Below are 23,402 nucleotides of genomic sequence, written 5' to 3'. Positions count from 1 at the left end.
GTGGCGTACGGTCTGGCAGCGGCGGCGCTGCGGGATCCGGCCGGGGTCGCCGTCACCGACGGCGACCTGGAATGGACCTGGGCGCGCTTGAATTCGATGGTCAACCGCGCCGTCGGCCTGCTGCTCTCGCTCGGGATCGGCCCGCACGCCCGGGTCGCGATCATGGCCGGGAACAGCGTGCACACCGCGCTCGCGCACCTGGCCACCACGTACGCGGGACTGTCGGTGGTGCCGGTGAACTATCAGCTCACCCCCGCCGAGGTACGGCACATCCTCGACGATGCCGCCGTGCGCACCGTGCTGTGCTCGGCGGACACGGCGGCGACCGTCCGTGCAGCGAGCGATACGGTGCGGGTGATCGCTTGGGGCGCAACCGGAATCGACGGCGTCGACAGTCTGGACGAACTACTCGCGCGGTTCCCTGACGCCGAACCCTCGGAGCTGATCGCCCCCGCCGCGCCGCTGTACTACACCTCCGGCACCACCGGCCTGCCCAAGGGCGTGCGGCTGCCGGAACAGATGTACCCCACCGGGGAAACCATGGTGGAGCATGTGCGCCGGCTCGAGCAGTCGCCGGTGCGGCCGAGCGGGCGGCATCTGATCGTCGGGCCCATGCATCACACCGGGCCGATCGGCGGGGTGCGCGGTCTGGCGGTCGGGAACCCGCTGGTGATCCTGCGCCGCTTCGATGCCGAGGCGGTGCTGCGCCTCATCGAAGACCATCGCGTGGAATCGACGATGATGGTCCCCACCCATTTCGCGCGACTGCTGGCGCTGCCCGAGGAGACGCGAAAACGCTACGACCTGAGCAGTATTCGGTCCATCGTGCACACCGGAGCGGCGTGCCCGGTCCATATCAAACACGCGATGATCGACTGGTTCGGCCCGGTCTTGTCCGAAGCCTACGGTTCGACCGAGGTGGGCACGGTGACCTTCATCGGCTCCGCCGAATGGCTCGCCCACCCCGGCTCGGTCGGCCGGGCCATGACCGGATACGAACTGAGCGTGCGCACCGAGGAAGGTGTGCCGCTGGGCGCCGGGGAACCCGGATTGGTGTGCGCCCGGTCGACTCTCGGCGTCCGCCCGGCCTACCACAATGATCCGGGCAAGACCCGGCGCGCCTACCTCGACGGCGACTGGTTCGTCATCGGCGAGATCGGCTACCTCGACGCCGACGGCTACCTGTATCTGACCGACCGTGCCGCCGATCTGGTCGTCAGCGGCGGAGTCAATGTGTATCCGGCCGAGTCCGAGGCGGTGCTGCGCGCCCATCCGGGTGTGTTCGATGTGGCGGTGATCGGCATCCCGCACCCCGATCTGGGCGAGCAGCTGTGCGCACTGGTGGTGGCGGGGGAGGAGCCGCCCGCCGCGGCGGAACTCGTCGCGTGGTGCCGGGATCGGCTGGCGCACTACAAATGTCCCGTCCGGGTGGAATTCGTGGACGGGGAGCTGCGGTCCGCCATGGGCAAGATCGACAAACGGGCCCTGCGCCGGAAGTACCTGGCGGAGCGGCGCAATGCCGCGGTGGGAGGCCCGTCATGACCCGCACCGACCTGGCACCGGTCGCCGACTTTCCTCCGGTGTTCGCCTTCACCGAGGAACACGCCGCGTTGCGAGGGGTACTGCGGCGGTTCTTCGACACCGCCGAGGCAACCCGGAGCCCCGGCTACGGCTGGCGCACGCTCCTCGGCGGGCTCGGGGCGGAAGACATAATCTTCGCCCGGCCCCGCGACGAAACCGGTGCCACTCCGGTCGATCTCGCCATTCTCGCCGAGGAAGCGGGCGCGGCGCTGTATCCCGGCCCGCTGCTCGCCGGCGCTGCGCTCGGCCCGGCCCTCGTCGGGGCGGCGGGCGAATCGGGCACGCCCGGTGCGGGTTCCGGGCCCTGGCCGGGCATCGCGTTGAGCGCCGGATTCCTCGGCGCGGCCCGGGACCCCTTGCCGGGTATCAGCGGATCGGACGGCATGCGGCTCAGCGGCGTGGTGGAGCCGGTGCTGAATCTGGACGGTGCCGGTCTGATCGGCTGCCCGGCGCTCATCGACGGCGCGCCTGTGCTGGCATTGCTGCGCGCGGACGCGCCCGGAGTCACTGTCACCGATCTGTCAGCGCTGGATCCTGCACAGCCTCTAGGGCGGATCGAATGCCGGGACGTGACACCGGAATCGGTCATCCTCGACGGCGCGGACCTGGAGGCCGTGCGGCGACGGGCTCACCTGGTGATGGCCGCCGATCTACTGGGCGTGGCTCAGCGCTCCTTCGAGCGGACCGTCGAGTACGTCGGCCGTCGCGTCCAGTTCGGCCGGACCATCGGATCGTTCCAGGCGATCAAACATCGCCTCGCTGATCTGGTGACGCAGGTCGAACTGACCCGGTCGGCCGTGTACGGCGCGGCGTGGCAGCTGACCGTGGCCCCCACCGACCCGCGGACCGAGCGGGATCTCGCCGTGGCGGGCGCACTGGCTTCCGGCACGGCCACCGCGGTCACCAAGGCGGCCGTGCAGTTACACGGCGGGATCGCCATCACCTGGGAGCATCCGGCGCATCGCTATCTGCGCCGCGCGCACCAGACGGCGGCGTTCACCGGCGGCGCATCCGCATATCGGCATCGGCTCGCCGCGCTCATCGATCTCGAGGAGGAACGCCATGGCAGCGGCGCGTGAGGACGGCATAACCGCTGCGGCGGTGGAGGATTGGATGCGGTCGCGATTGCCGGGGGAGTGGCTGGACGCGGTGGCGGCCGGTGACGGTGCGATCGATCCGGCCGTGGCGTATCCGGAGGCGGCGCGCGAGTTCCACGCGGCGCTGTGCGAGCGGGGCTGGGCGGTGCCGGATTGGCCGCGGGAGTTCGGTGGGGCGGGACTCGACCATCGTGATGCCGCGACGGTGGCGGCGGTGCTGGCGCGCTACCGATGCGATCTGCCCGGACCCTATTTCGTGTCTCGCACGCTCGTGGGGCCGACCATCATGCAGTGGGGGAGCGCGCAACAGCACGAAGAGTATCTGCCCGGGATCGCCGGAGGCCGGGACATCTGGTGCCAGCTGTTCAGTGAACCTGGGGCGGGATCGGATCTGGCGAGCCTATCCACCCGCGCCCGGCGCGACGGTGAGGGCTGGGTGGTGCACGGGCAGAAGGTGTGGAGTTCCTTCGCGAACCTGGCCGGGTACGGCATGCTGCTGGCGCGCACCGACCCGGACGTGCCGAAACATGCCGGGATCACCTGTTTTCTGCTGGACATGAGTGCGCCCGGGGTCACCGTGCGCCCGCTGCGGCAGCTCACCGGTACCGAGCATTTCTGCGAAGTGTTTCTCGACGGGGTCGTGGTGCCCGATGCCGCGCGGCTCGGGCCGGTAGGGGAGGGCTGGCGGGTGGCGCTGTCCACGCTCGGGGCCGAAAGATCCGGGCTTTCTGGGGATTCCGAGGCCGGCGGGGTGGCGCTGGGGCCGGTGCTGGCCCGCGCCCGGCGCTCCGGGGCCTGGCGAGAACCGGGGGCGCGTGATCGCCTCACCGACTTGCTGGTGCGCGAGCGGGCGTTGGAGTGGACGAATCGGCGCGCTGGTGTGGCCGGGGCCGGAATGTCGGGCGCCGCAGCCGGATCGATCACGAAACTGGCGCAATCGGAGCTGTCGCAGCGGATCGCGGAACTCGATTTCGAACTGGCGGGACCGGGCGCGGCGTACACCGAGACCGGGGAGCTGACGCCCGCCGCCCACGGGCTGCTCGACAGTCGCCGACTCACCATCGCCGGCGGCACCTCCGAGATCCAGCGCAACATCATCGCCGAACGGGTGCTGGGCCTGGACCGCGAGATCGATCCGGACCGGGGACAGCCCTGGAGCCGGACCAGGCGCGGGTGAACGGGCATGGGCGAGAGTGACGCGGCGACCGTGACCGTGCGGCCCCGGGGTATCCAATTCCCCGCCGCCCGTGGGCAATCCATCATGGCGGCCGCCACGGCGGCGGGATATCGCTGGCCCACCATCTGCGGCGGGCTCGGCGATTGCCTGGTGTGCCACGTCGAAGTCCTGGAACACGCCGAGCATCTGGACGAACCCGGCGACAGCGAGACCCAGGCCGTGCGCGAATTGCGCGCCCGCAGTGGCAGACCCGTCCGGCTGGCCTGTCAGGCCACGGTGCGCGGCGATGTCGTCGTACACAAAAGAGGTGTGCGCGGGCAGCACACCGGCGAGAGAGGAACCACAGTGACGGCCGAGCCCCTGCCCCCGGTGATCGACCCGCACGTAGTGGAGGCGGTGGACGACGGGGTGCGGTTGCGCGGTGGCCGATGCGCCGCCTGCGGCGATCACCATTTCCCGGCCGCCCCGAGCTGCCCGCGCTGCGGCTCCGCCGACATCACGGTGTCACGGCTCGCCACCCGGGGGGTGCTGTGGAGCTGGACCGTGCAGCGGTTCCCGCCACCCAGTCCGCCACATGTGCGCTCCGGGGACTTCGAACCGTTCGGGCTCGGCTATGTGGAACTGCCCGGCGAGCTGATCGTGGAATCGCTGCTGACCGAATCCGATCCGGGGCGGCTGCGCATCGGCATGCCGATGCAGCTGGTCGCTGTGCGCGTACCGGTCGAAAACGGGGAGACCGCATCCACTTTCGCCTTTGCGCCGTTGAACGGAGACTTGTGATGGCGCCGAACGAAGTCGCCATTATCGGCGTCGGCTGCCGGCCCTTCGGACGCTTTCAGGACACCACCGTGCGCGCCGAAGCCGTGGCCGCCGTACGGGCCGCCCTCGCCGATGCCGGGGTGGCCTGGCACGAACTCGACTATGCGGTCGGCGGCAGCCTCTCCGGCGGCTCGGCCGACACCCTCGTCACCGAACTCGGCCTCACCGGCGTGCCTTTCGTCAACGTGCTCAACGGTTGTGCGACCGGCAGCAGTTCGCTGGTCTCGGCCGTGCACGCCATCGCCTCCGGTGCGGCGCGACTGGCCCTGGTGGTGGGCTTCGACGCGCACCCGCGCGGCGCGTTCACCATCTCCACCGAGCAGATGGGCCTGGGCCGCTGGTACGGCACCACCGGCCTGGCGGTGACCGCCCAGTTCTTCGCCCTGAAGATCCAGCGCTACCTGCACGAACACGACCTGCCCCCACGACTGCTGAGCCAGGTGGCCGCCAAAGCGTTCCACAACGGTGCGCTCAACCCCCTGGCCTGGCGGCGCAAACCGCTGTCCGTGGCCGATATCGACGCCTCACCCCTGCTGGTGGATCCGCTGCGGCAGTACATGCTGTGCTCGCCCGGCGACGGCGCGACCGCACTGATCCTGTGCGATGCCAAGGCCGCCAAGCGATTCCGCCCCGACCCGGTCTTCGTCGCCGGAGTCGCGGTACGGACCCGGCGACCGGGCTCGTTCGAGGTGCTCAGCCCGTCGCTGTCGCTGCGGCGCGGCGACAGCCCCACCGTGGACGCGGCCCGCGCCGCCTTCGAACTCGCCGGCATCGAGCCCGGCGAGGTCGATATCGCCCAGTTGCAGGACACCGACGCCGGCGCCGAAATCATTCACCTGGCCGAGACCGGGCTGTGCGCGCACGGCGAGCAGACCGAGCTCATCGACAGCGGAGCCACCGCGCTCGACGGCCGCCTGCCCGTCAACACCGACGGCGGCTGCCTGGCCAACGGCGAACCCATCGGCGCTTCCGGGCTGCGCCAAATCCACGAGAACGTCCTGCAATTGCGCGGCACCGCCGGGGCCCGGCAGGTGTCCGTCGCGCCCCGGGTTGCACTGTCCCACGTCTACGGCGCGCCCGGTTTGAGCGGCTGCACCGTCCTGACCCGATGAGCGAGGAAGAGCCAGTCGTGAAGGTAGTGGTGGACCGGGACCTGTGCGTCGGGCACGGCCTCTGCGAGGCGCTCGCCGATCAGCTGTTCACCGTCGAGGACGACGGGGTGGCACGGGTGCTGCTGGACGAATTGCCCGGCGAGCTGCTCGACCGGGCCCGCCAAGCGGTCGCGGCCTGCCCGAGCCTGGCCCTGCGCCTGGAGACCTAGCCGGTCCGGACCCGGATGGTCCGGCAGACGAAAGCGAATGCGTACCAATGGAAATCAGAATGCCCAAACTCGACGTGTCCATGACCGCGGGCACCTTCCTGGGCTGGCTCGTCGCCGACGGCGCGGCCGTCGCCGAGGGCGACCCGCTCTACACCGTCGGCACCGACAAGGTCGAAACCGAGATTCCCGCACCTACCGGCGGCGTGCTGCGTCACGGCGCGGCCGAAGTGGACAGCGACTATCCGGTGGGCACCACGCTGGGCCTGCTGGAATCGGGGCGGTGAGGAACCCGTCATGGCCTACAGCCGCTATCGCGAAAGCCCGTTCCTCACTGGGCATCACCGCCCCAATCGCATGGAGGTCGATGCCCCCGACCTGTTCATCGAGGGCGAACTGCCCGCCGACCTGGCGGGCGTGTTCTATCGCAACGGGGCCGAACCGCTGTATCCACCGACCGCCGAGGACTACCACTGGTTCGACGGCGACGGCATGGTGTACGCCTTCTTCCTCGCCGACGGCCGGGTCTCGCTGCGCAACCGGTGGGTGCGCACCGGCAAGCTGCTGCTGGAAATGAAAGAGGGCAGAAGGCTTTTCGGCGTGCACGGCAATCCGGCGACGACCGATCCGCTGGCCGCGGGAACCCGCTACAACACCGCCAATACCAATATCGTCCTGCACGGCGGGAAGCTGCTCGCGCTCATGGAGGGCGCGCCGCCGGTGGAACTGGACCCGCGCACCCTCGACACCCTCGGTGAGGAACACTACGGCGGCGTCGTCACCACCACCTTCGGCGCGCACCCGACGGTGGATCACGGCACCGGGGAGATGATCAATATCGGCTCGGTGGCGCGGCGCAAGGGCACCGCTCCCGAATTACGTTACGACATCATCGATTTCGAGGGGAAGCTGATCACGTCCGAAACGGTGCCGGTGCCGTATCAGAGCATGCTGCACACCTTCTTCGTCACCGCGAACCACGTGGTGTTCCCGGTGACGCCGCTCGATGTCAGTCTCCGGCGGGCGATCTCCGGAGGTCCGATGGTGGCCTGGGATCCGGACCGGCCCACCCTGCTCGGCGTCATGCCGCGCCGCGGCGGGGCTTCCGACGTGCGCTGGTTCGAGGCCCCGCCCCGGCACATGATGCATCAGGCCAATGTGTGGGAGCAGGACGGCCGCCTGATCGCCGATCTCGCCGCGGCCGAGGGCACTTCGCTGTTCCCGAGCCTCGACGGCACCCGCCGCCCGCACCGGGAGACGCGGCAGAGCCTGCGCCGCTGGATCATCGACCCCGCCGCGGCCACCGCCGTGGTCCGCGAGGAGATCCTCAACGATCGCGACATCCAGTTCCCGCGGCCTGACGACCGGCTCGCCACCACACCCAGCCGGTACGCCTTCGCCAACAGCAACCTGCATTCGGCCGACGGCCGCGCCGACGGCATGGACTCGGTGGTGCGGGTGGACACCGCCGACGGTTCGGAGGATCTCTACCATTTCGGCGACGGCGCGGCGGCGGGCGAACTCATCTTCGCGCCCCGCATCGGCGGCACCGGCGAACTGGACGGTTACGCGGTGACCCTCGTGCATCGCGCCGGGGCCGCCGACACCCAGCTCGCGGTGTTCGACGCCGGCGATCTGGCCGCCGGGCCACTGGCCCTGGTGCACATCCCGTTCGTGATTCCGAGCGGATTCCACTGCAACTACTACAGCGTCGACAGCCCGTTGTACCGGCAGGCGCTGGGTGCCCCATGACCCGCGTCCCGCCTGCCTCGCGGCCGTCCGGGTCGCGCTTGTTCGAGCGAAAGAGACTGTGCCGTGCCGATTTCCACGCGTGAATGGCGGCTGCTGGCCCGCCCGCACGGTGTGCCCCAGCCCGCGGACTTCGCCCTGGTCGAACGCACCCTCGCCGATCCGGGGCCCGGGCAGGTACTGGTCGCCAACGACTGGCTCTCCGTCGATCCGTACATGCGCGGGCGGATGAACGCCGGGAAGTCCTATCTGCCGCCGTTCGAACTGGGCGCGGCGATGACCGGCGCGGCGGTGGGCACGGTGATCGCCTCGCGGGCACCGGCCTTGCCGGTCGGGTGCAGTGTGATCCACTTCGACGGCTGGCGTGAGCATGCCGTCCTGGAAGCTGCCGACGTTCAGCGGGTGGACGTGAAACGCTCACCGGCGCAGGCCTATCTGGGTGTGCTCGGTGCGACCGGGTTGACTGCATACATCGGGCTGACCGAAATCGCCGGAGTGCGCGAGGGCGACGTCGTGTTCGTCTCCGGTGCGGCGGGCGCGGTCGGGTCGGTCGCGGGACAGATCGCCCGCAAACTGGGAGCCGCGCGGGTAATCGGCTCGGCGGGCGGTCCGGGCAAATGCGCGCGCCTGTGCGAGTTGTTCGGATACGACGCCGCCATCGATTACCGGGCGGGTGGGCTCGAGGAGCGGTTACGGGCCGCTGCGCCCGACGGCATCGACGTGTATTTCGACAATGTCGGCGGCGAACACCTGCAAGCGGCGCTGTCGGTGCTCAACACCTTCGGGCGGGTGGCATTGTGCGGGGCCATCTCCGGATACAACGACGCCGACCCCACGCCCGGTCCCAGCAATCTGCACCTGGCCATCCGCAAGCGAATCACCTTGCGCGGGTACCTGCTCGGCGATCACACCGGCAAGTCCGCGGAATGGCTGCGCACCGCCGCGGGCTGGCTGGCCGAGGGCACGCTGCGCACCGAGGAGACCGTGACCGAAGGCATCGAGCAGGCGCTCGAGGCGTTCCTCGGCATGATGCGCGGGGCCAATACCGGTAAGACGCTGGTTCGGCTGCGACCGTCCTGAAACTTCGAATCACACTGTCGTACTTCGCTTATCGAGGAGCGTTCACATGCCCGACGCCGCAACCCGGGACACCGCCGCCATCGCACCCGGCGTGATAGACGTGCGCAATCCCGCCGACAGGCGCCCCGTGGGAAGGGTGCCCGACCAACCGGCCGCCGTCGTCTTTGCGACGGTGCGGGAATTGCGAGCCCACCAGCCCGCATGGGAAGCCCTGGGCGTACGAGGCCGCGCGAAATGGCTACTACGCCTGCAAGATTGGCTGGTCGACAATGCCGATCGGCTCACCGATGTGGTGCAGTCCGAAACCGGCAAGACCCGTTTCGACGCCGCGATCGAAGCGCCCGCGGCCATCAACCTCGCCAAATACTGGGCCCGCCACGCCGAACGGTTCCTGGCCGACGCGCACCCCACCCCGCACAGCCCGATCGGGCGCACCAAACGCCTGGTGCGAACCCTGCGCCCGCACCCGGTGGTCGGCATCGTGACACCCTGGAACCTGCCCCTGCTCAACCCCTGCTTCGACGCCTTCGCCGCACTGCTGGCCGGATCGGCGGTGCTGGTGAAACCATCGGAGGTGACCCCGCTCAGCGCCGTCGAACTGGCGCGCGGATGGACCGAAATCGGTGCGCCGCCGGTGTTCTCGGTGGTGACCGGCGCGGGCGCGACCGGTGCGGCGGTGGTGGACACGGTGGACTTCGTTCAGTTCACCGGGTCCACCCGCACCGGCCGGGCCATCGCCGTCGCCTGCGGTCAACGGCTCATTCCCTACAGCCTCGAGCTGGGCGGCAAAGACCCCGCCATCGTGCTGGCCGACGCCGACATCGACCGCGCCGCCGCCGGCATCGTCTACGGCGGGCTGTTCAACTCCGGGCAAGCCTGCATCTCGGTGGAACGGGTTTACGTGGAAGCGCCCGTCTACGAGCGCTTCGTGGAAAGGCTTGTGGCACAGGTGAAAAAGCTGCGCCAGGGCATCGACGGCCGCGACTTCGCCTTCGACATCGGAGCGATGGCCACCCCCGCGCAAACCGCAATCGTCACCCGCCACGTGAACGACGCCCGCGACAAGGGCGCCCGGATCCTCACCGGCGGCCGCCCGGCCGCCGACGGCGCCTTCTTCGAACCCACCGTGCTGGTCGACGTCGACCATTCGATGCTGTGCATGACCGAGGAAACCTTCGGACCGCTCATCCCCGTTATGCGAGTCCCCGACGAGGCCGAGGCCATCCGTCTGGCCAACGACTCCACCTACGGCCTCTCCGCCGCCGTCTGGACCGGCGACCGCGCCCACGGCGAACACATAGCCCGCCGCCTCGAAGCCGGCGCCGTCAACATCAACGACGCCTTCGCCAACCTGCTCAACTTCACCCTCCCCATGGGCGGCTGGAAAACCTCCGGCATCGGCACCCGCTGGGGCGGCCCAGCCGGAATCCAGAAATACTGCCGCCAGCAAGCCATCACAGTGCCGCGCGGACCAGAACTGTCCCGAGAACCCCTCTGGTACCCCGCTTCACGCCTCCGCTCCCGCCTGGTGACCACCCTCATGCGCACCGTCGACGCCCGCGGCCTCCGCAAACTACCGATGCGAACCCGAAATACCTAGCCCTCCCTCGATATCCGCTCTACCAGGAGGTCCCATGCTCCGGAAATTCACCGCATCCTCGCTCTGGCACCACATCGTGCACGGCTTGGTCGCCGTCTCGGCCAGTTCACCCACCTCGATCGAAGTAATCCTCGAATTCCATTCGGGCCACAGCAAATCCAGTCTTGTAGCTCCATGACGACCTTGCTTGCCCGTTGACGGGACACGGCTAGGTGTGGTGTCTCATGACGTTGGTTCCATGAAGTCGATCTCAAGGGCTAACTGCTCGGGATCTACTATGCGCGGCGCGCAGCTGGCGATCGCGGTATCGCCGAGCCGATAGGTGTGTAGCGGGACGCGGCTGGTCGTTTGCGATGCTGGCCCCCATGGACGAAGGTAGTCGTTCGATGCATCCGGCCCTCGCGGTCGCGCTCGCGGCCGTGTCCGAGCACGACGAGAGCGCCCGCGTGGTGGACTCGGTCGTCCGGGAGGACGACGGTGCTGCGGCGGTGAACGTTCGCACCGACGACGGGCAGTACGTCACCGTCATTCTGCGCAAGGGTGAGCAGTGGCTCTCACCGGGTCTGATCATCGGCGGAGTGATCCCGACCCCGGAGCGACGGGTGACCAACTTTCCCACCATGCCGTTGGCGCAACAGTCGAGCGATATGCGCTCGAGCATCAACCATGAGTTCGTGTGGCACGCGGTCACCGGAACGGCGGCATTGGACGTGGTGTCCGTGCGCGTCCTGACGACGCTCGAATCGTGTTATCCGGAGATCGGAAACGACGGTTTGGTCCTGGCGTTGATCCGGGCCCAGCCCGGTGAACGGCCACTGGTCACCGTCACCACCCGAGACGGGCGCGAGGAAAGCGACTACCGCGAGGACTAGGTGAGCTGCCGACTCGGCCGGCGGCACCAACCTCATGAGATGGCACGGCTAGGCGAGCCTGTGTCTGCACTCAGCTTGAACCGCAGAGACTACGAGCGCCGGCAGTTCGTGACGGTCCAGCTTGGCCCTCCAACCCCCGGGCCCCCGCCGGACCCGTCGACGTGGAGACCGCACACCACTCGATCACCGATTCGCAAGCCTGGTATCGCACCCGAATCCAGCATGGTCGTGATGGTGCTACTCGAGTCCACGAGTGCCCGGCGCGGGGTTTCCTCCGGCACGCTCGTCAGCAGGACGTCGCCCGCAGGCAAGAACGAACCCCCGGTTCCAATGGCATCGTCAGGCCCGGAACCCACGACGAAATGAACGCTTCCATCCCAATCCCAGCTGGATGCGACCGGTAGGTGCACGCTGCGTGTGAGCGCCCAGCCTGCACTCAGCAGGATCAAGCAACCAACCGCCCCAGCCAACAACAGCCGCCACACCATCGCGGATAGTCGACGCACCCCGCCCCCTTGCTGTCAGCAGAAGCCTAGTGGTTCGAAGGGCTGCGACTTCAGGGCAACTTGTGGAGGTTTCGTGTCGATCTGCAATGGCAGCTTCTGACCGCAGCAGTACCGTACTTTCGGCAGCTGTCGGTAGCACCTGCCACCATGCACGCTATGACGACTTCCGACCTCCTGGCCCCATTCCGGTGGCTGCACGGCGGTGATTGCCGGCTGGGCGAGATCTTCACCGTGGCCTTCTTTCGTGGGCTCGACCCGTCGGAAGTGGTGCGCCGCTTCAGCCGCGGCGAGGACCACGGCAAGGAATCCGGCTTCGATGGGCTCATGGAGCAGGCCAGCGAGTTCTGCATCGAGACCGGCGGAGGGTCCGGGGGAGGCGCCGTAGGTGTCGTGCGGGTCGGTGCGTGGAGCGTGGCCATCGAGCCGATCGGATGGATGGCCACGCTGCACGATGTCCTGGCCGAATTGTCGCGTGATTGTGAGGTACTGGCCATTACTCGGCACGACTACGCCGAGGACAGCTTCGCGTACGCGATCGACGGCACGATCGTCACGGGCTATCACCCATTGGACTGCCCCCACCTTCGATACGGCTCCGATCCCGATCGGCTCGAAGGGTTCATGCGGGAACTGGGCATGAAGCTGGACATGCGGGAGGACGAGGGTGATCTCGACGACGAGTACGACCGGGACGAGAGTGATTGGGACAGTGATTATTTCGCGGCGCTGCCGGGAGCTTTCGCCTTGGCCGCGAAGCTCACCCAAGTGCGGTTCGTCCCGGAACTCCTCGATGACGCGATGGTCGTCGGACCCGTTGCATATAGGTGATCGACCGGCCACCCGAATCGCTCCACCAGCTCGCAGAACTATCCGCCCAACCAGACAAGCTCGCACATCGGCTAGTGCTTGCACTCGCTGCCGAACCGCGACCGGTTCCGTGCGCCCGGGGCGCGGCAGATAAATGCGTTCGCCTGGTCGGACAGCGAATGTGGCAAGATCAACCGCCACGTCGGGGACCGGCGCGAATTTCTACGGGGTGGGTATGCGCACGGTGACGGGTCGGCTCGTGGTCTCGCTGATGCTGATCGGAGTGTGTGCGGGCGGATCCGGCTGCGGCAGAGACGACTCGGACGCCGGCTACACCGGGTTCGTCTCCCTGCCCACCTGCGCCGAGATCGAACCCGCATTGACTGCCACCCTGCGGGAAGTGGTCGGCGACGAGCTGTATCGCGCCTCCAGGCACCTGATTACGACGCGCACCGATGTCGAGAGCGCGAATGTGCGTGTTGTCGGATGCCGGATCGTGTTCGAAGACCCGATGCCGCGCGGATCCATGGTTCCGGCCGCCGGCCCGCTCTCACGCACCATCGATATCAGCGTCTCCATCGACCGGCCCATTCGCACGATCAGCACCTCGGTGAAACCGGCAGTGCCCGCCTCGGAATTGGACACGACCACACCACTTCCAGGTGTGGGCGATGAGGCGCTGACCTGGGTCGGGGGCGCGTTCCTGGATGCTGATCGAGCCGGAGCGGTCGCCAAGATCGACAACCTGCAAATCGATGTCGGCATGTCCGGAATGGATTGGACAGGCGGAGACAAGGTTCCGGTGAACCACTCGCGCTACCTACAGGCCGATCTGCGGTCGAGCGCGCAATCGCTGATCACTGTACTGGCCGCTGAGGTACCGAAAGCCCTGCCCCGCAGCACCTTCGACTGGACACTCCCGCCGCTGCCCACGCCCCTTCCGGCTCCGGCAGCCGATGCGCCGATCACCGTGTGGGATCCCTGCACCCTCGCGGACGAGGTATTCGCCGCCGCCGGCCTCGACCCAGCCGCCAAACAGCCAGGGGGCTTCAGCGTGCTGGAATCACACAAGAGCTGCATGTGGAGCCAGGACGGCTACCTGTTCACCATCAGCGCCGGTCAAAGTGGATTTCTGCGTGCCTACTACTACCCGGGCTTCCACGAGACCTTCACCCAGATCACGGTGAACGGGCGCCGCTCGATGAGCCTGCCGCAGGTGACCTCCCCCGAACACAGCTGCAACCTGGTCTTCGACACTCCGTTCGGGGAACGCAACGCGGCTCCGGTGGGAGCGGTGGAGATGGAGGTGAGTAGCTGGGAACGTCGCTACACGACCCGAGAGCAGTTGTGCGACATCCTCTTCCGGATCGCGCGGCCGCTGGCACCTCATCTGCCGCCCGAACGTGCACTCACCTAGGGCGACGCTTGTCTGCAGGTGTGCGACAAGATTTTACGCGGTGGCGAACCCGAGCCGAATCCGGCTATGGTGCGCTGCATGACCGAAGATCAACTTATTGAAAAGCGCCGCAACCTGTACCTAAGTGGCGTCGGGGCGCTGGCCGCGCTCGTCGTGTTCTGGACGTTGTTCTGGGCGTTGGGCGTCGAGCCCAGTCCCATCACTGCGGGCGTGTTGGGTGCTTGCTTGCTGGGCGCGGCGAAGTTCTTCGGCAGTGCTGTCCGGATCAAGACGAACACCAACCAGGATTCCTGACTCCGCATCCCGTCCCTATGAGGCATCGCGGTGGGACGCGGTCCCGATTCCTGACGGATGGGATCGGCGCGCGAAATATGCTGCCCTGCATCCGGTCTGAAGCCGCCGGAACCTACGAGCTGTCAAGCCTCGGAACGGCCTTGTCGCGGCAGTGGTGGATGCTCGGCAGTGCATAGTGGCACCGACGGTTTGGTGTCGGCGTACGGGAATTACTGGTTTGTGATCGGCTGGATGAAGATGTCGTCGACAGGCCCGGATGGCGGCCGACTGTGTCCCTCCTCGCTGAACCATTCCCATCGAAACAGGCGTGTTTGCAATGGTTTCGGGATGCGGCGCAGCGCACGTGCGATCGTGGCGAAGCGGCTGGCGCTGTCGAGCACTGTTCGGTGCTCGGCCAGCGCGCGCAGACGCAGCTCCGTGAAGGGCCCGACATCGATGCGGTGAGTGATGTCGCTGCGAGCGGTGTAACCCTGACGGATGGCGCTCGCGTCATAGCCGAGCCATTGTGCGGGGATCGTCAACTGTCGCAGCAGCTCTCGCGGTAGCGTCGCATCCAGCACTCGCGCAACACCGGCCAGATCGCCAGCCTTGGCGCCAACTTCATGGACCCGGACATGATCGCGGTGACCGTATCCGCCGTTGCGGTCATAGCTGAGCAGGATTTCCGGCTGCTCTTCGGTCAGAATCGATGCCAGCCTTTCGGCGGCCTCCCCGATATCGGCGCGCGCGAATCGGGTTCGTCCCGGTGGATCCGGATACAGGATCGGCCCGTGTCCGCTGTCGGCATAACCGAGGTGTTCGACCCTGGCGACACCGAGAATGTCAGCGCTGGCACGCAATTCGCGCAATCGAGGTGCGACCGCGCCGTCGAACGGCCCCGGATGCCCGTCGCAGGCAACCACGATCACCGCCCGGTGACCGGCCTGAACCAGTTTCGCCAGCGTGCCGCCGGTCAGGATGCTCTCGTCGTCCGGGTGCGCGTGAAAGGCCACAACTGTTGCCACGGTCCCAGTATGACCGCAGCGAACTCACGAACGCCGACAGACCAGTGCGTTCGCCAGCGGGTACCGTGGCCGTCCCGAACCTGCGGGCCGCGGCAGTTGAGTGCTCTACTGGTTGTTCCCAGGGTGTCAGCCGATTCGGTGACGCGCCACCAGAACCACATTTCGGTCCGGTCGATTCGGAGGCTGTCGCCATGGTCGAACGCAAGTTCGGCCACTCGCCTTGCAAGGAGGTCCGGCACTTGGCGGTGCGGTGCACGTGCATTCTGCCCGTACCGATCGGTTTGAACGGCCTGTATCGGCGAGCTGGTACGTTCGACTGCGATCGCGGCAACGGGAGGGCAAGATGGCCGGCGAACCTGTGACAACGCTGTACGACTTTCAGTTGTCGATGCTTCACTCGATGTGTCGGAGTGCCCCAGCGCAGGCCGCGGAATTGCTCGAGCGTGTCGGCGCGACGCATGCCGACACGGCGATCGCCGAGACACGGTGGTGGTTCGGTGACGCTACGAACAACTTCACGACACTCTCCGAATATGCAACTGCTTGGGGGACACCGGATTCGGAGCACATCGAGCTCTACGGCGAAAGAGAAGTCCGATCGGCTCGGTGGGATCTAACGTTCTGGCCCGGCACGCAGTTCGAGTTCAGGGCGGTGGGTCCTCGTCATCTCCTTCATCGACTGCTGCGAAAGCCAGGAGTTCCGGTGCCGCAATTGGATTCCGTCACGGACCTGACTCCATGGTCGTGCACACAGGAGGAGTTTCTGAACTCCGAACTGGGCCCGTTCGTCGAAGACATCGACCTCGGCTCAACCGGGCACCGATACGAATTCGAGGCTGCCGACCCAGAATCTGGGCACAGGCGCTCCTACCGGGCACTCTTCGATTGGGGCCTGCTGCAATCGGTCGAGCCGGTGCTGGATACCACCCACTAAACCAGGCCCCATACCGGTAGCCGTCGACGAGACATGCATCGACGAACTCAGCGGATGCCGCAGCGTCCTGAATCGAGGGATCAGCGGCCGAGGCGGATGTTTGCCGACGGACACCTGCCTCCGATCAGAGCCGAGCGGCGTGAAGCGGGACAAGTCGACTGTGACTTCGGGCCAGGACACTCGTCGCTTCGGATTTCGATCTGGTGGCACAACAGCGTTGGTAAGTCTCAACCTCGAAACGGCCTTCCGCTGATGCCTGCACGGCGCGGGCCAGGACCCCGTCGTCGCACATCAGTTCGCCGTGCTGAGAAGATGTCCGATGCCGGAGATCGCCTCGGGCAGAAGGGGAATGTGGTGCGACGAGCAGCTTTTATCGTATCGGCGCTGATGGTCGTCACGTGTGGCCTCACCGTGGTTGCCGGTGCAGCGCGAGCGGTCGACGACAAAACGACCTGTGCCGCCTTCAACGAGGCCTGGACCGATTTGAACGACCGGCTCGCAGCACTCGGCGGTCCGGGCTCGTTCTCCGAACTGCGACAGATCTATCTCGAGACAGCCGCGGACCTGCGCGTCGTAGCGGATGCCGCAGACCCGGGTGCGGTGAAGGACGGGCTCAATACTGCTGTGGCACAGCTGAGTCGGCTCGAGACCGCGACGAACCTCGACGACTTCTACAGGGTGATGGGGGATCCCACCCTCACCGCTGCCTTGGATGCGGCCGGCACGCCCTGCGGTCTCTGATCTCGCCCGGCGCGCGTCCGGTGGCGCGGGCGTGGATTCGCCACGGCGGCGGCTCAGGCAGTCAGCCGGGCTCTGGTCGCCAAAGCGCGTTCGGGACCGCGCGATAGGCGGCAGGAGCGGACGGACGGTACGCCCGAACTGCGGAGAACCCGGGTTCTCGAGTTCGTGCTTCGAGTTCTTGGTGCCCCCAGAACAATCCGCTGCCGCGCGCGGCGTGAGCGACCTGCGGGCGCGCCGCCCATGGGCCTTAGGGTCAGCGCGTGAGTGGAACAGCGATCCGGCCCGGGAACCGCGGGTTCTCCGCTTCGTCGAGCATCGCGGCGGCAACGGTGTTGCGGCTCACCATGATTCGGAAGATGCTCCTGGGGGAGGCATCGAGCCCGACGGCGCGCCGGTCCGGGCTGATCGGTTTGTTCGACAGGGGGCCGGCGTGGAAGACCGTCCCGCCGGCTTCGGTGACGATGGCGTCCGACTCGACCTTGTCGGCGACCTCCGCACCGAGTCCTTTGAGGACCAGCCGGTTGAGCGTGCTTGCCACCGCGGCCGAGGGGCCGGTGCCGTACGCGCCCAGCCAAATGACGCGGGCGCCCGACGCCACCGCTGACCGGGCGCCCGCGGTCAGGACGCCCGGCTTCGTCCCTTTGGGCACGCCCAGTCCGGACAGCACCAGTCCACTGCCTTCGAGCGCCGAGTCGATCTCGCCGGTGTGGAACACGTCCGCGACGATCTTGGTCAGCCTCGGGGTCGCCCGGGTCGCGGCATGAGCGCGCGCCAGCCGACGCGCGTGATCAGATGATCGGATCGGATCGGAATAGTCGGGCACGGTAGGGGTGCCTTCCACCAGAGTTGATGTCGAAGGGAGGCCTCATGATCTCGGCACTCAACCGGCTTGTGGCTCTGGTCGAGGAACACCTCACCGAAGAGTTCGACGTCCACGCAGCCGCCAGGACACTCGGCACCACCGAATACCACCTGCGCCGGATGTTCTCGTCGTTGGCCGGTATGCCGCTGTCGGAATATGTACGCCGACGCCGCATGACGATCGCCGCCGGTGACGTCGTCCGGGACCAGGAAGATCTGCTGAGCATCGCCGTCCGGCACGGATACGGCTCGACCGAGGCTTTCGGGCGGGCGTTCCGAGCAGTTCACGGCGCCCGCCCAAGCGACGTCCGCCGCGACGGAGGCCCTCTTCGCACACAACCACAGCTCAGGTTCCGCCTGACCGTCGAAGGGAGCATCCCCATGGACACCCGCATCGTCGACCGTCCCGCTTTCCGGCTCATCGGACACTCAGCCCGGGTCCCACTCATCCACCGGGGCGTCAACCCGCACATTCAGCGGCATATCACCGCGCTACCGCTGGAGGAACATGCCCGGTTGAAGGCCCTCGGCGACACCGAACCGGCGGGCCTGTTGCAGGTCTCCGACGACGTCGACCCCGACGCCACCGAGGGCAGCGAACTGACCTACCTGCACGGAGTCGCTATCTCCCAGGACACTCCGATCCCGGGTGACCTCGACGCGATCGAGGTACCGGCCGGCAGGTGGGCGGTCTTCCACACCAGCGGACCCCACCCGCAGACTCTGCAGGATGCATGGGCCGCGACCGCGACCGAATGGTTCCCCGCCAACCCCTGGCGGTTGCGACCCGGGCCCTCGATCGTCGCGGTCCTCGAGCGCGCCGATGACTTCGCCACCGCGACCTGCGAGCTGTGGCTGCCCATCGAATCGGTCTGATAGACCCTGCAGGACCCTGAACATCATCAAAGATCCTGGGGCGAGGGGTAAACGGTCGCTCGTCGGCAGTGCATGACGTTCGGACGACCTCAGACCGCCTTCGCTACTTGCTCTTCTCTCCGCCGCGCTGGCCGGTTCGATCAGCGCGGGTCGCGGCAACGTAGTGCGTTGTTTGGCGTACGCCGTGGGTCGCCTCGGATTGCCGGAAGGACTGGTGCACGGGTATCGAGTGCCAAGGCAGCACAATGATCATGTGGATCCCGAGCCCAACCATCGGTTTCAGCCTCAGCCCCGAGTTCTCACTGATGCCCATCGCCGCCTCAGCGAGCAATTCACTGCGGTGGAATCTCCTCAGTGGGCCGAGCAGGCTCTTTCCTCGTGCCTGAGACACCTCATGACCAGCACCGTCACAGAAGCCGCGCGCATCGCTGTCGAGGACGCCTGGGTCGAAGACGAATGGACCTTCGCAGTCGTCTATCGATCCCCGTATTTCGATGGCCTGATCGGGTTGCGGTGCTCGACCTACGACCCTCGTAGCAACACCTTTTCGAGCATGTACGACCCGCAGTTGACCGCAGCACCGGATCCGCGGCGGTACGGCCGCGACGTCGCAGATTTCGATATTGGTGAACCGCTGGGAACAGTCGCGGGCAGCCTCCGATCAGACGACCGCGGTATTCATTGGTGGGGAAGCCCACCAGCGCCACCCGCGCAATGAAGCGCCGGCCGTCTGAGGCCGCATGCATGACACAGGATGTTTACTGGTTGTTTGCGAGGTTTGACCCGGTTCTGTGGTGGTTGGTGCGGCATTGGAGGCGATTGTGACCGATTCAGCAGATCTCGAACTTCCTGCGCCCGAGGGCAACATGGTGTTTCGAGTGTGGGCACGCGTATATGACCGTGTCGACACTGACGCGGTTGCGGCCTGCCGATTCGAAGGGCTCATCTCCGACCTGGCGGGGCTCGACCCGGTCTGGTCTGGTCCCTGGTCATGCCGTCTGATGAAACAGTCGGAGCGGGTCATCGTGCCCGCTGACCAAGCCGGGTTCGAGGAACTGTTCCGGATATCGCGCGACGATCAGGGTTACATTCCGTCCGCGAGCTTCATCCACTTCGTCGTCAGTACCCCCTACGGCGCATCGATTGCGGCGACGCCGGTCCTCACCATGCCCGCGTATCCGGTCCCATCGAAGGACGGAACGCTGACCCAACTGTCCTTCGATATCCGCCCCAAACCGATACTCGCCCAAGCGGGACTCACCACCCGCGCGACAACCGGAGCAGTGGGATTAGCGCTCTTCGACGCGGTTCTGCGCTGGTTCGAACCGACATCCTTCTACTACGTGACCAAACAGGCGGACCAGATCGCGACCGCTGTATCGCAACGACTGGGCAAATTTACGACCTACCGGAAGATCGATCAGGAGACGATCAGCCACTTCGCGATGACCAGCGTCGGATGGCTGAACCTGATCGAGACCCACACACCGCTCGACAGCACGCTGCTTCCCGAGAATGCTGTCACCTCCATCGAACCGCGCAGCGGTGGCACCATCGTTCGCCTCGGGGACAGCCCGTGGACGGTGACCGACGACCAGTTCCACGCCCTACGAGCTGCGGTCGGACTTGTTCACCCAGACCAGATTGTTGACACCAACGGACTGACCGACAAAGAGATCATCGCGCTGAAACCCCCGTACTGGTGAATAGAGGCACTGCATTCGGCAGTCTGGTGCGTTCGGCCGACGCCAAATCGGCTCGGCCCGTTGGGCTTCGCCCATCGGCGGTGGCTGGTTTGGCCAGCGCGCCATGCGGCATGTTGGTACGTTGGGGCCGGTGCCAGATCGGCTTCGGCCGCCGACTATCACCCCTCCTCGCTGACCGGTTCGGTCGGCGCGACCAGCGAGATGTAAGGGTGTCTCGGAATCAACTACATGCTGGCGAGGTCTGATTGCCGAGCGACAGGATGTTGCAGATCCATTCCTTCTGAACTTTCCATTTGCCGTCCTCGGCGATGAAGGGCACGACGGCTTGCTGCGCGGCGCCGCCGTTGATCGCGGCTTGTGCTTCAGCGGTGAGGGTGCCGTTGCCCAGATCGGTGACGCCGGTGACGGTGATGGAGGCGTTGTTCTGCTTGTAGGCCTCGATGATTCGCGAGGGCAGGCCCGGATCGGCCTGCATGCCCTGCATCAGATCCAGCTTCTCGGAGTCGGGAACGCTCGGATCCAGCACTCGCTGCATCGCGTTGTTCAGGTCTGCTGTGGTCGGAGTTGGTGGATAGGTTTGGGCAGCAATGCCTTTCGATGTCGAGGTCATTGGAGGTTTGGAGGCTGCCGCCTTGTCGCCACTCCCGCATGCTGACAGGCCTAGTGCGGTAGTTACGGCGAGTACCGCGATGGCGATGCGCCCACCCCTGCGGAGCTTCAAGTGCTGATCCTTTGTTCGAATGCCATTGCCGCGCAACGCCGCAGCCATCCAACTGGCGACAACTGCACGATCGTCGACCGTACCGACTCCGAAGGCTGATGAAAGCAGCGCAGAAGCTTTTCAGCTCAAACCCTCATCGTTCTCTTCGAGTTCGGCCACTTCCGACCCTCTACGGGCGAGGCTTCAACACAAGCAGCCTGCATTTGCGTGCACTCGTCGGCCGAGCCCGCCGCCGGTTCCGAACGCCCGGGACGCGGCATGAGCGCTCACTACCGTCGTATGTAGTCAGCCTCTGCCTCGATCAGGCGCGGGTGAGTCGCGGCCAGTCGTGCCAGCATGAGCAGTCCGCCGCACGGCAATGCATCCAGCCGGCGCACTGCTCGTCTGGTTTCCACACCGTGTGTTCGGAGATGGGGTGTGGACATTGATCGCAGACCTTGGGTTGAGTCCACTGCTGGCCGAGGTCACTCATGACTGGCAATCATTGACGATCAACCGCAGAACCCCGCGGATTCGACCTCGCGCGTTCTGTCGGATCCTCCGGTCGAATCGCGCGCGTCGCGGCAGTAGTGGATGTTCTGCACGTCAAGCAGACCTTGGAAACGCGGCTCGAGACGGCGGACGATCACCATGCATTCGGCAGTGCAGTACGTTCGGCCACCCCCGAATCGACACTGCTCGTTGATCTTCCGATACTCCGCACTGGCAGAGTCGATCAGCGCATCTGGCTGTGGACCGGCACACCGATCACGGCCAGCACCTGGCACAACCAGCTCTGGCTCCCCAGTTGGCGTTGATAACGGCACCCGGCCACGACGAAGTTCCGGGGCAGGCAACGGCTGTGCACGTTCCCAACATGCGCGCGGAATTCGGCCGATCGATCGCGGTCGCGGCCACCGATGCCGCCCTCAGCTCGAGCCACACATGGCAGCGTTCACCGCCTCGAGGGTGACGTTCCAGGCCGCCGCCCGGCGCGTCGTGAGCAGGTGCGTCCGGTCGGCCGTGATGGCTCTGCTCGCTGTACTGTTCCCGGAGTATCCGGCGAGTGAGCAGCCGGAACGGGAGAGACAGGGAAGAGCAGTGGATCTCGGCAACAACGCCGCCACGCCGGGCGATCGAGCCTATGAACCATTTCCGCATGGCGCGGGCGGCGATCCGCCTGCCCACCCCACCCAAATGCCCGGCTCGGTCCGTGCCGCGCGAATCATCTCGTGGCTCTACGGACTGCTGGGCATTGCCTTGCCGGTCGTCGCGGGCGTCACCGGCAATTACGAACTGTGCGGTGCGCTGGTGGGAGTCTTTCTCCCGGCCTACTTCCTGGCCATCCTGGCGTTCGGCTACACCGTCAACGGCAATGGCCTGCGCGTGGCGTCCATCATCTTCGCGAGCCTCGGACTTCTCCTCGTCCTGAGCCGTGTGGGTGGCCTCCTCAATCTCGCCCCCAACCTCGCGATCATCATCCTGCTCGCTCGATCTGAAGCGGGCGCCTGGTTCAAACGGCCTCACTGACCGACGAGTCGGTGTCCCCGTATCGGCGAAACAGTAAGCGCTGTGACTTGATTCGCGTCGTCTGAGCGGGCTGCCGATGCACCGTTCCGGGCCTCGGCCTGTGCGGATCGAAACCTGGTCCGCCGCAACGCATCCTGGTGTCCATGTTCGTGAACGCCAGGCATTGCACGACCTGCGGCTAGAGCATCGTCCGCATCGGATGGCGCCCCTTCTGTGCTGGAGTCATCTGGCGCTGCGCTGCCTGTGATAGGTGGTCAGTTGGGCGCGCTCATCGACGAAGCGGCTCGGTGTTCCTAGGAAGACATTTGCTGTCACCGGGCCGTAGGCGACGTTGAGGGTGTCCAATCGGTAGTACCAGGGACCGCGGCCGAGCAAGCTGGCGTGACGGTAGGTGATTTGCCAACGCAGCCATTCGCCTTCTCGTATCCGGACCGCGGGCGGGCGTCGCCGGATGACGCCTTTCGGCTGTGCGCTGGCCGGCATGACCCGCAGTGTCGAACCCTCTTCCTTGATCGCCACCTCGCTCCGGTCGGGCAGGGCGTACAGGATCGACGATTCCGGCTCGAAGTCGTAATGCCATTCCCGCATAACGACTTCGTGGGTCAAGGGCGCGGCAATTTCGGGGAGTGGGAAGGCCACCGGAAGTTGGTTGCGTCGCGTCGCGGCGGCGCCGCTGCGGGACTGTTTGGTCCACCAGGTGCGGACCCATTGCGCGGTGACTTCCATGTACTGA

24 protein-coding genes are annotated in these 23,402 nt (G+C 66.6%); 20 read left to right on the top strand and 4 right to left on the bottom strand.

The window, feature by feature from the left end; genetic code table 11:
• The 14 genes from LTV02_RS12015 to LTV02_RS11950 all read left to right on the top strand — a co-directional run bounded on the left by LTV02_RS12015 (position 1) and on the right by LTV02_RS11950 (position 14,317).
• On the top strand, positions 1–1,542 hold the full coding sequence (locus LTV02_RS12015; protein ID WP_233040064.1) for an AMP-binding protein: 1,542 nt from the start codon (positions 1–3) through the stop codon (positions 1,540–1,542).
• A complete protein-coding gene (locus LTV02_RS12010; protein ID WP_233040063.1) occupies positions 1,539–2,660 on the top strand; it encodes an acyl-CoA dehydrogenase family protein in 1,122 nt (373 codons plus the stop codon). Before LTV02_RS12015 ends, LTV02_RS12010 begins: the two co-directional genes overlap by 4 nt.
• Positions 2,644–3,855: an acyl-CoA dehydrogenase family protein gene (locus LTV02_RS12005; RefSeq protein ID WP_233040062.1), complete on the top strand. Its 1,212-nt coding sequence runs from the start codon at positions 2,644–2,646 to the stop codon at positions 3,853–3,855. Before LTV02_RS12010 ends, LTV02_RS12005 begins: the two co-directional genes overlap by 17 nt.
• 6 nt (positions 3,856–3,861) lie before the next feature.
• A complete protein-coding gene (locus LTV02_RS12000; protein ID WP_233040061.1) occupies positions 3,862–4,635 on the top strand; it encodes an OB-fold domain-containing protein in 774 nt (257 codons plus the stop codon).
• Positions 4,635–5,786, top strand: a complete 1,152-nt coding sequence (locus LTV02_RS11995) for a thiolase family protein (protein WP_233040060.1) — start codon at positions 4,635–4,637, stop codon at positions 5,784–5,786. Before LTV02_RS12000 ends, LTV02_RS11995 begins: the two co-directional genes overlap by 1 nt.
• Before the next feature lie 17 nt (positions 5,787–5,803).
• The gene (locus LTV02_RS11990) at positions 5,804–5,995 is read left to right on the top strand and encodes a ferredoxin (RefSeq protein ID WP_067721310.1); all 192 of its coding nucleotides are present in this window, start codon (positions 5,804–5,806) and stop codon (positions 5,993–5,995) included.
• 59 nt (positions 5,996–6,054) lie between these two features.
• Positions 6,055–6,279, top strand: a complete 225-nt coding sequence (locus LTV02_RS11985; RefSeq protein ID WP_233040059.1) for a lipoyl domain-containing protein — start codon at positions 6,055–6,057, stop codon at positions 6,277–6,279.
• Between the two features lie 10 nt (positions 6,280–6,289).
• Positions 6,290–7,744: a carotenoid oxygenase family protein gene (locus tag LTV02_RS11980; protein ID WP_233040058.1), complete on the top strand. Its 1,455-nt coding sequence runs from the start codon at positions 6,290–6,292 to the stop codon at positions 7,742–7,744.
• Between the two features lie 63 nt (positions 7,745–7,807).
• Complete coding sequence (locus LTV02_RS11975; RefSeq protein ID WP_233040057.1) at positions 7,808–8,821, top strand: NADP-dependent oxidoreductase; 1,014 nt, start codon at positions 7,808–7,810, stop codon at positions 8,819–8,821.
• 46 nt (positions 8,822–8,867) lie between these two features.
• Positions 8,868–10,421 (top strand): aldehyde dehydrogenase family protein, encoded by a 1,554-nt coding sequence (locus tag LTV02_RS11970; RefSeq protein ID WP_233040056.1) that lies wholly within the window; start codon positions 8,868–8,870, stop codon positions 10,419–10,421.
• Positions 10,422–10,786: 365 nt separating this feature from the next.
• Entirely contained in the window at positions 10,787–11,293 is a 507-nt protein-coding gene (locus LTV02_RS11965) for a hypothetical protein (protein WP_233040055.1), read from the top strand.
• Between the two features lie 662 nt (positions 11,294–11,955).
• Positions 11,956–12,627: a DUF6461 domain-containing protein gene (locus LTV02_RS11960; protein WP_233040054.1), complete on the top strand. Its 672-nt coding sequence runs from the start codon at positions 11,956–11,958 to the stop codon at positions 12,625–12,627.
• 160 nt (positions 12,628–12,787) lie between these two features.
• The gene (locus tag LTV02_RS11955; protein WP_233040053.1) at positions 12,788–14,023 is read left to right on the top strand and encodes a DUF3558 domain-containing protein; all 1,236 of its coding nucleotides are present in this window, start codon (positions 12,788–12,790) and stop codon (positions 14,021–14,023) included.
• A gap of 78 nt (positions 14,024–14,101) precedes the next feature.
• Positions 14,102–14,317, top strand: a complete 216-nt coding sequence (locus LTV02_RS11950; RefSeq protein ID WP_157762846.1) for a hypothetical protein — start codon at positions 14,102–14,104, stop codon at positions 14,315–14,317.
• Positions 14,318–14,526: 209 nt separating this feature from the next.
• Here LTV02_RS11950 and LTV02_RS11945 read toward each other — a convergent pair whose 3' ends face one another.
• Complete coding sequence (locus LTV02_RS11945) at positions 14,527–15,321, bottom strand: PIG-L deacetylase family protein (protein WP_233040052.1); 795 nt, start codon at positions 15,319–15,321, stop codon at positions 14,527–14,529.
• Between the two features lie 343 nt (positions 15,322–15,664).
• Between LTV02_RS11945 and LTV02_RS11940 the strand changes: the two genes are divergently transcribed.
• Positions 15,665–16,255: a hypothetical protein gene (locus LTV02_RS11940; RefSeq protein ID WP_233040051.1), complete on the top strand. Its 591-nt coding sequence runs from the start codon at positions 15,665–15,667 to the stop codon at positions 16,253–16,255.
• A gap of 312 nt (positions 16,256–16,567) precedes the next feature.
• Positions 16,568–16,996: a hypothetical protein gene (locus LTV02_RS11935; RefSeq protein WP_233040050.1), complete on the top strand. Its 429-nt coding sequence runs from the start codon at positions 16,568–16,570 to the stop codon at positions 16,994–16,996.
• A gap of 253 nt (positions 16,997–17,249) precedes the next feature.
• Here LTV02_RS11935 and LTV02_RS11930 read toward each other — a convergent pair whose 3' ends face one another.
• A complete protein-coding gene (locus LTV02_RS11930) occupies positions 17,250–17,819 on the bottom strand; it encodes an NAD(P)H-binding protein (protein WP_233040049.1) in 570 nt (189 codons plus the stop codon).
• 44 nt (positions 17,820–17,863) lie between these two features.
• On the opposite strand from LTV02_RS11930, the gene LTV02_RS11925 reads away from it, so the two are divergent.
• The 3 genes from LTV02_RS11925 to LTV02_RS11915 all read left to right on the top strand — a co-directional run bounded on the left by LTV02_RS11925 (position 17,864) and on the right by LTV02_RS11915 (position 20,439).
• Positions 17,864–18,733 carry an AraC family transcriptional regulator gene (locus LTV02_RS11925; RefSeq protein WP_233040048.1) on the top strand — a complete coding sequence of 290 codons (870 nt, stop codon included), beginning with the start codon at positions 17,864–17,866 and terminating at the stop codon, positions 18,731–18,733.
• Positions 18,734–19,127: 394 nt separating this feature from the next.
• The gene (locus tag LTV02_RS11920) at positions 19,128–19,451 is read left to right on the top strand and encodes a hypothetical protein (RefSeq protein ID WP_233040047.1); all 324 of its coding nucleotides are present in this window, start codon (positions 19,128–19,130) and stop codon (positions 19,449–19,451) included.
• Between the two features lie 103 nt (positions 19,452–19,554).
• Positions 19,555–20,439 carry a hypothetical protein gene (locus tag LTV02_RS11915; RefSeq protein ID WP_233040046.1) on the top strand — a complete coding sequence of 295 codons (885 nt, stop codon included), beginning with the start codon at positions 19,555–19,557 and terminating at the stop codon, positions 20,437–20,439.
• 220 nt (positions 20,440–20,659) lie between these two features.
• On the opposite strand, the gene LTV02_RS11910 is transcribed toward LTV02_RS11915, so the two are convergent.
• On the bottom strand, positions 20,660–21,049 hold the full coding sequence (locus LTV02_RS11910; RefSeq protein ID WP_233040045.1) for a hypothetical protein: 390 nt from the start codon (positions 21,047–21,049) through the stop codon (positions 20,660–20,662).
• A 1,191-nt stretch (positions 21,050–22,240) separates the two neighbouring features.
• Between LTV02_RS11910 and LTV02_RS11905 the strand changes: the two genes are divergently transcribed.
• Positions 22,241–22,669: a hypothetical protein gene (locus LTV02_RS11905; protein ID WP_233040044.1), complete on the top strand. Its 429-nt coding sequence runs from the start codon at positions 22,241–22,243 to the stop codon at positions 22,667–22,669.
• Positions 22,670–22,891: 222 nt separating this feature from the next.
• Here the strand turns inward: LTV02_RS11905 and LTV02_RS11900 are convergent, their stop codons facing one another.
• The gene (locus LTV02_RS11900) at positions 22,892–23,395 is read right to left on the bottom strand and encodes a hypothetical protein (protein ID WP_233040043.1); all 504 of its coding nucleotides are present in this window, start codon (positions 23,393–23,395) and stop codon (positions 22,892–22,894) included.
• Positions 23,396–23,402: the final 7 nt, after the last annotated feature.

The organism is Nocardia yamanashiensis (genome assembly GCF_021183565.1).
GTDB classification, from domain to species: Bacteria; Actinomycetota; Actinomycetes; order Mycobacteriales; family Mycobacteriaceae; genus Nocardia; species Nocardia yamanashiensis.
Note: the sequence above shows the minus strand (reverse complement) of the source record. Positions and strands in the feature narration are given on the sequence as shown.

Coding starts and splice junctions, on each gene's coding strand:
- LTV02_RS12010 (WP_233040063.1), top strand. CDS start 1,539: ATGACCCGCACCGACCTGGCACCGGTCGCCGACTTTCCTCCGGTGTTC.
- LTV02_RS12005 (WP_233040062.1), top strand. CDS start 2,644: ATGGCAGCGGCGCGTGAGGACGGCATAACCGCTGCGGCGGTGGAGGAT.
- LTV02_RS12000 (WP_233040061.1), top strand. CDS start 3,862: ATGGGCGAGAGTGACGCGGCGACCGTGACCGTGCGGCCCCGGGGTATC.
- LTV02_RS11995 (WP_233040060.1), top strand. CDS start 4,635: ATGGCGCCGAACGAAGTCGCCATTATCGGCGTCGGCTGCCGGCCCTTC.
- LTV02_RS11985 (WP_233040059.1), top strand. CDS start 6,055: ATGCCCAAACTCGACGTGTCCATGACCGCGGGCACCTTCCTGGGCTGG.
- LTV02_RS11980 (WP_233040058.1), top strand. CDS start 6,290: ATGGCCTACAGCCGCTATCGCGAAAGCCCGTTCCTCACTGGGCATCAC.
- LTV02_RS11970 (WP_233040056.1), top strand. CDS start 8,868: ATGCCCGACGCCGCAACCCGGGACACCGCCGCCATCGCACCCGGCGTG.
- LTV02_RS11965 (WP_233040055.1), top strand. CDS start 10,787: ATGGACGAAGGTAGTCGTTCGATGCATCCGGCCCTCGCGGTCGCGCTC.
- LTV02_RS11960 (WP_233040054.1), top strand. CDS start 11,956: ATGACGACTTCCGACCTCCTGGCCCCATTCCGGTGGCTGCACGGCGGT.
- LTV02_RS11950 (WP_157762846.1), top strand. CDS start 14,102: ATGACCGAAGATCAACTTATTGAAAAGCGCCGCAACCTGTACCTAAGT.
- LTV02_RS11940 (WP_233040051.1), top strand. CDS start 15,665: ATGGCCGGCGAACCTGTGACAACGCTGTACGACTTTCAGTTGTCGATG.
- LTV02_RS11935 (WP_233040050.1), top strand. CDS start 16,568: ATGTCCGATGCCGGAGATCGCCTCGGGCAGAAGGGGAATGTGGTGCGA.
- LTV02_RS11925 (WP_233040048.1), top strand. CDS start 17,864: ATGATCTCGGCACTCAACCGGCTTGTGGCTCTGGTCGAGGAACACCTC.
- LTV02_RS11920 (WP_233040047.1), top strand. CDS start 19,128: ATGACCAGCACCGTCACAGAAGCCGCGCGCATCGCTGTCGAGGACGCC.
- LTV02_RS11910 (WP_233040045.1), bottom strand. CDS start 21,049: ATGACCTCGACATCGAAAGGCATTGCTGCCCAAACCTATCCACCAACT.
- LTV02_RS11900 (WP_233040043.1), bottom strand. CDS start 23,395: ATGGAAGTCACCGCGCAATGGGTCCGCACCTGGTGGACCAAACAGTCC.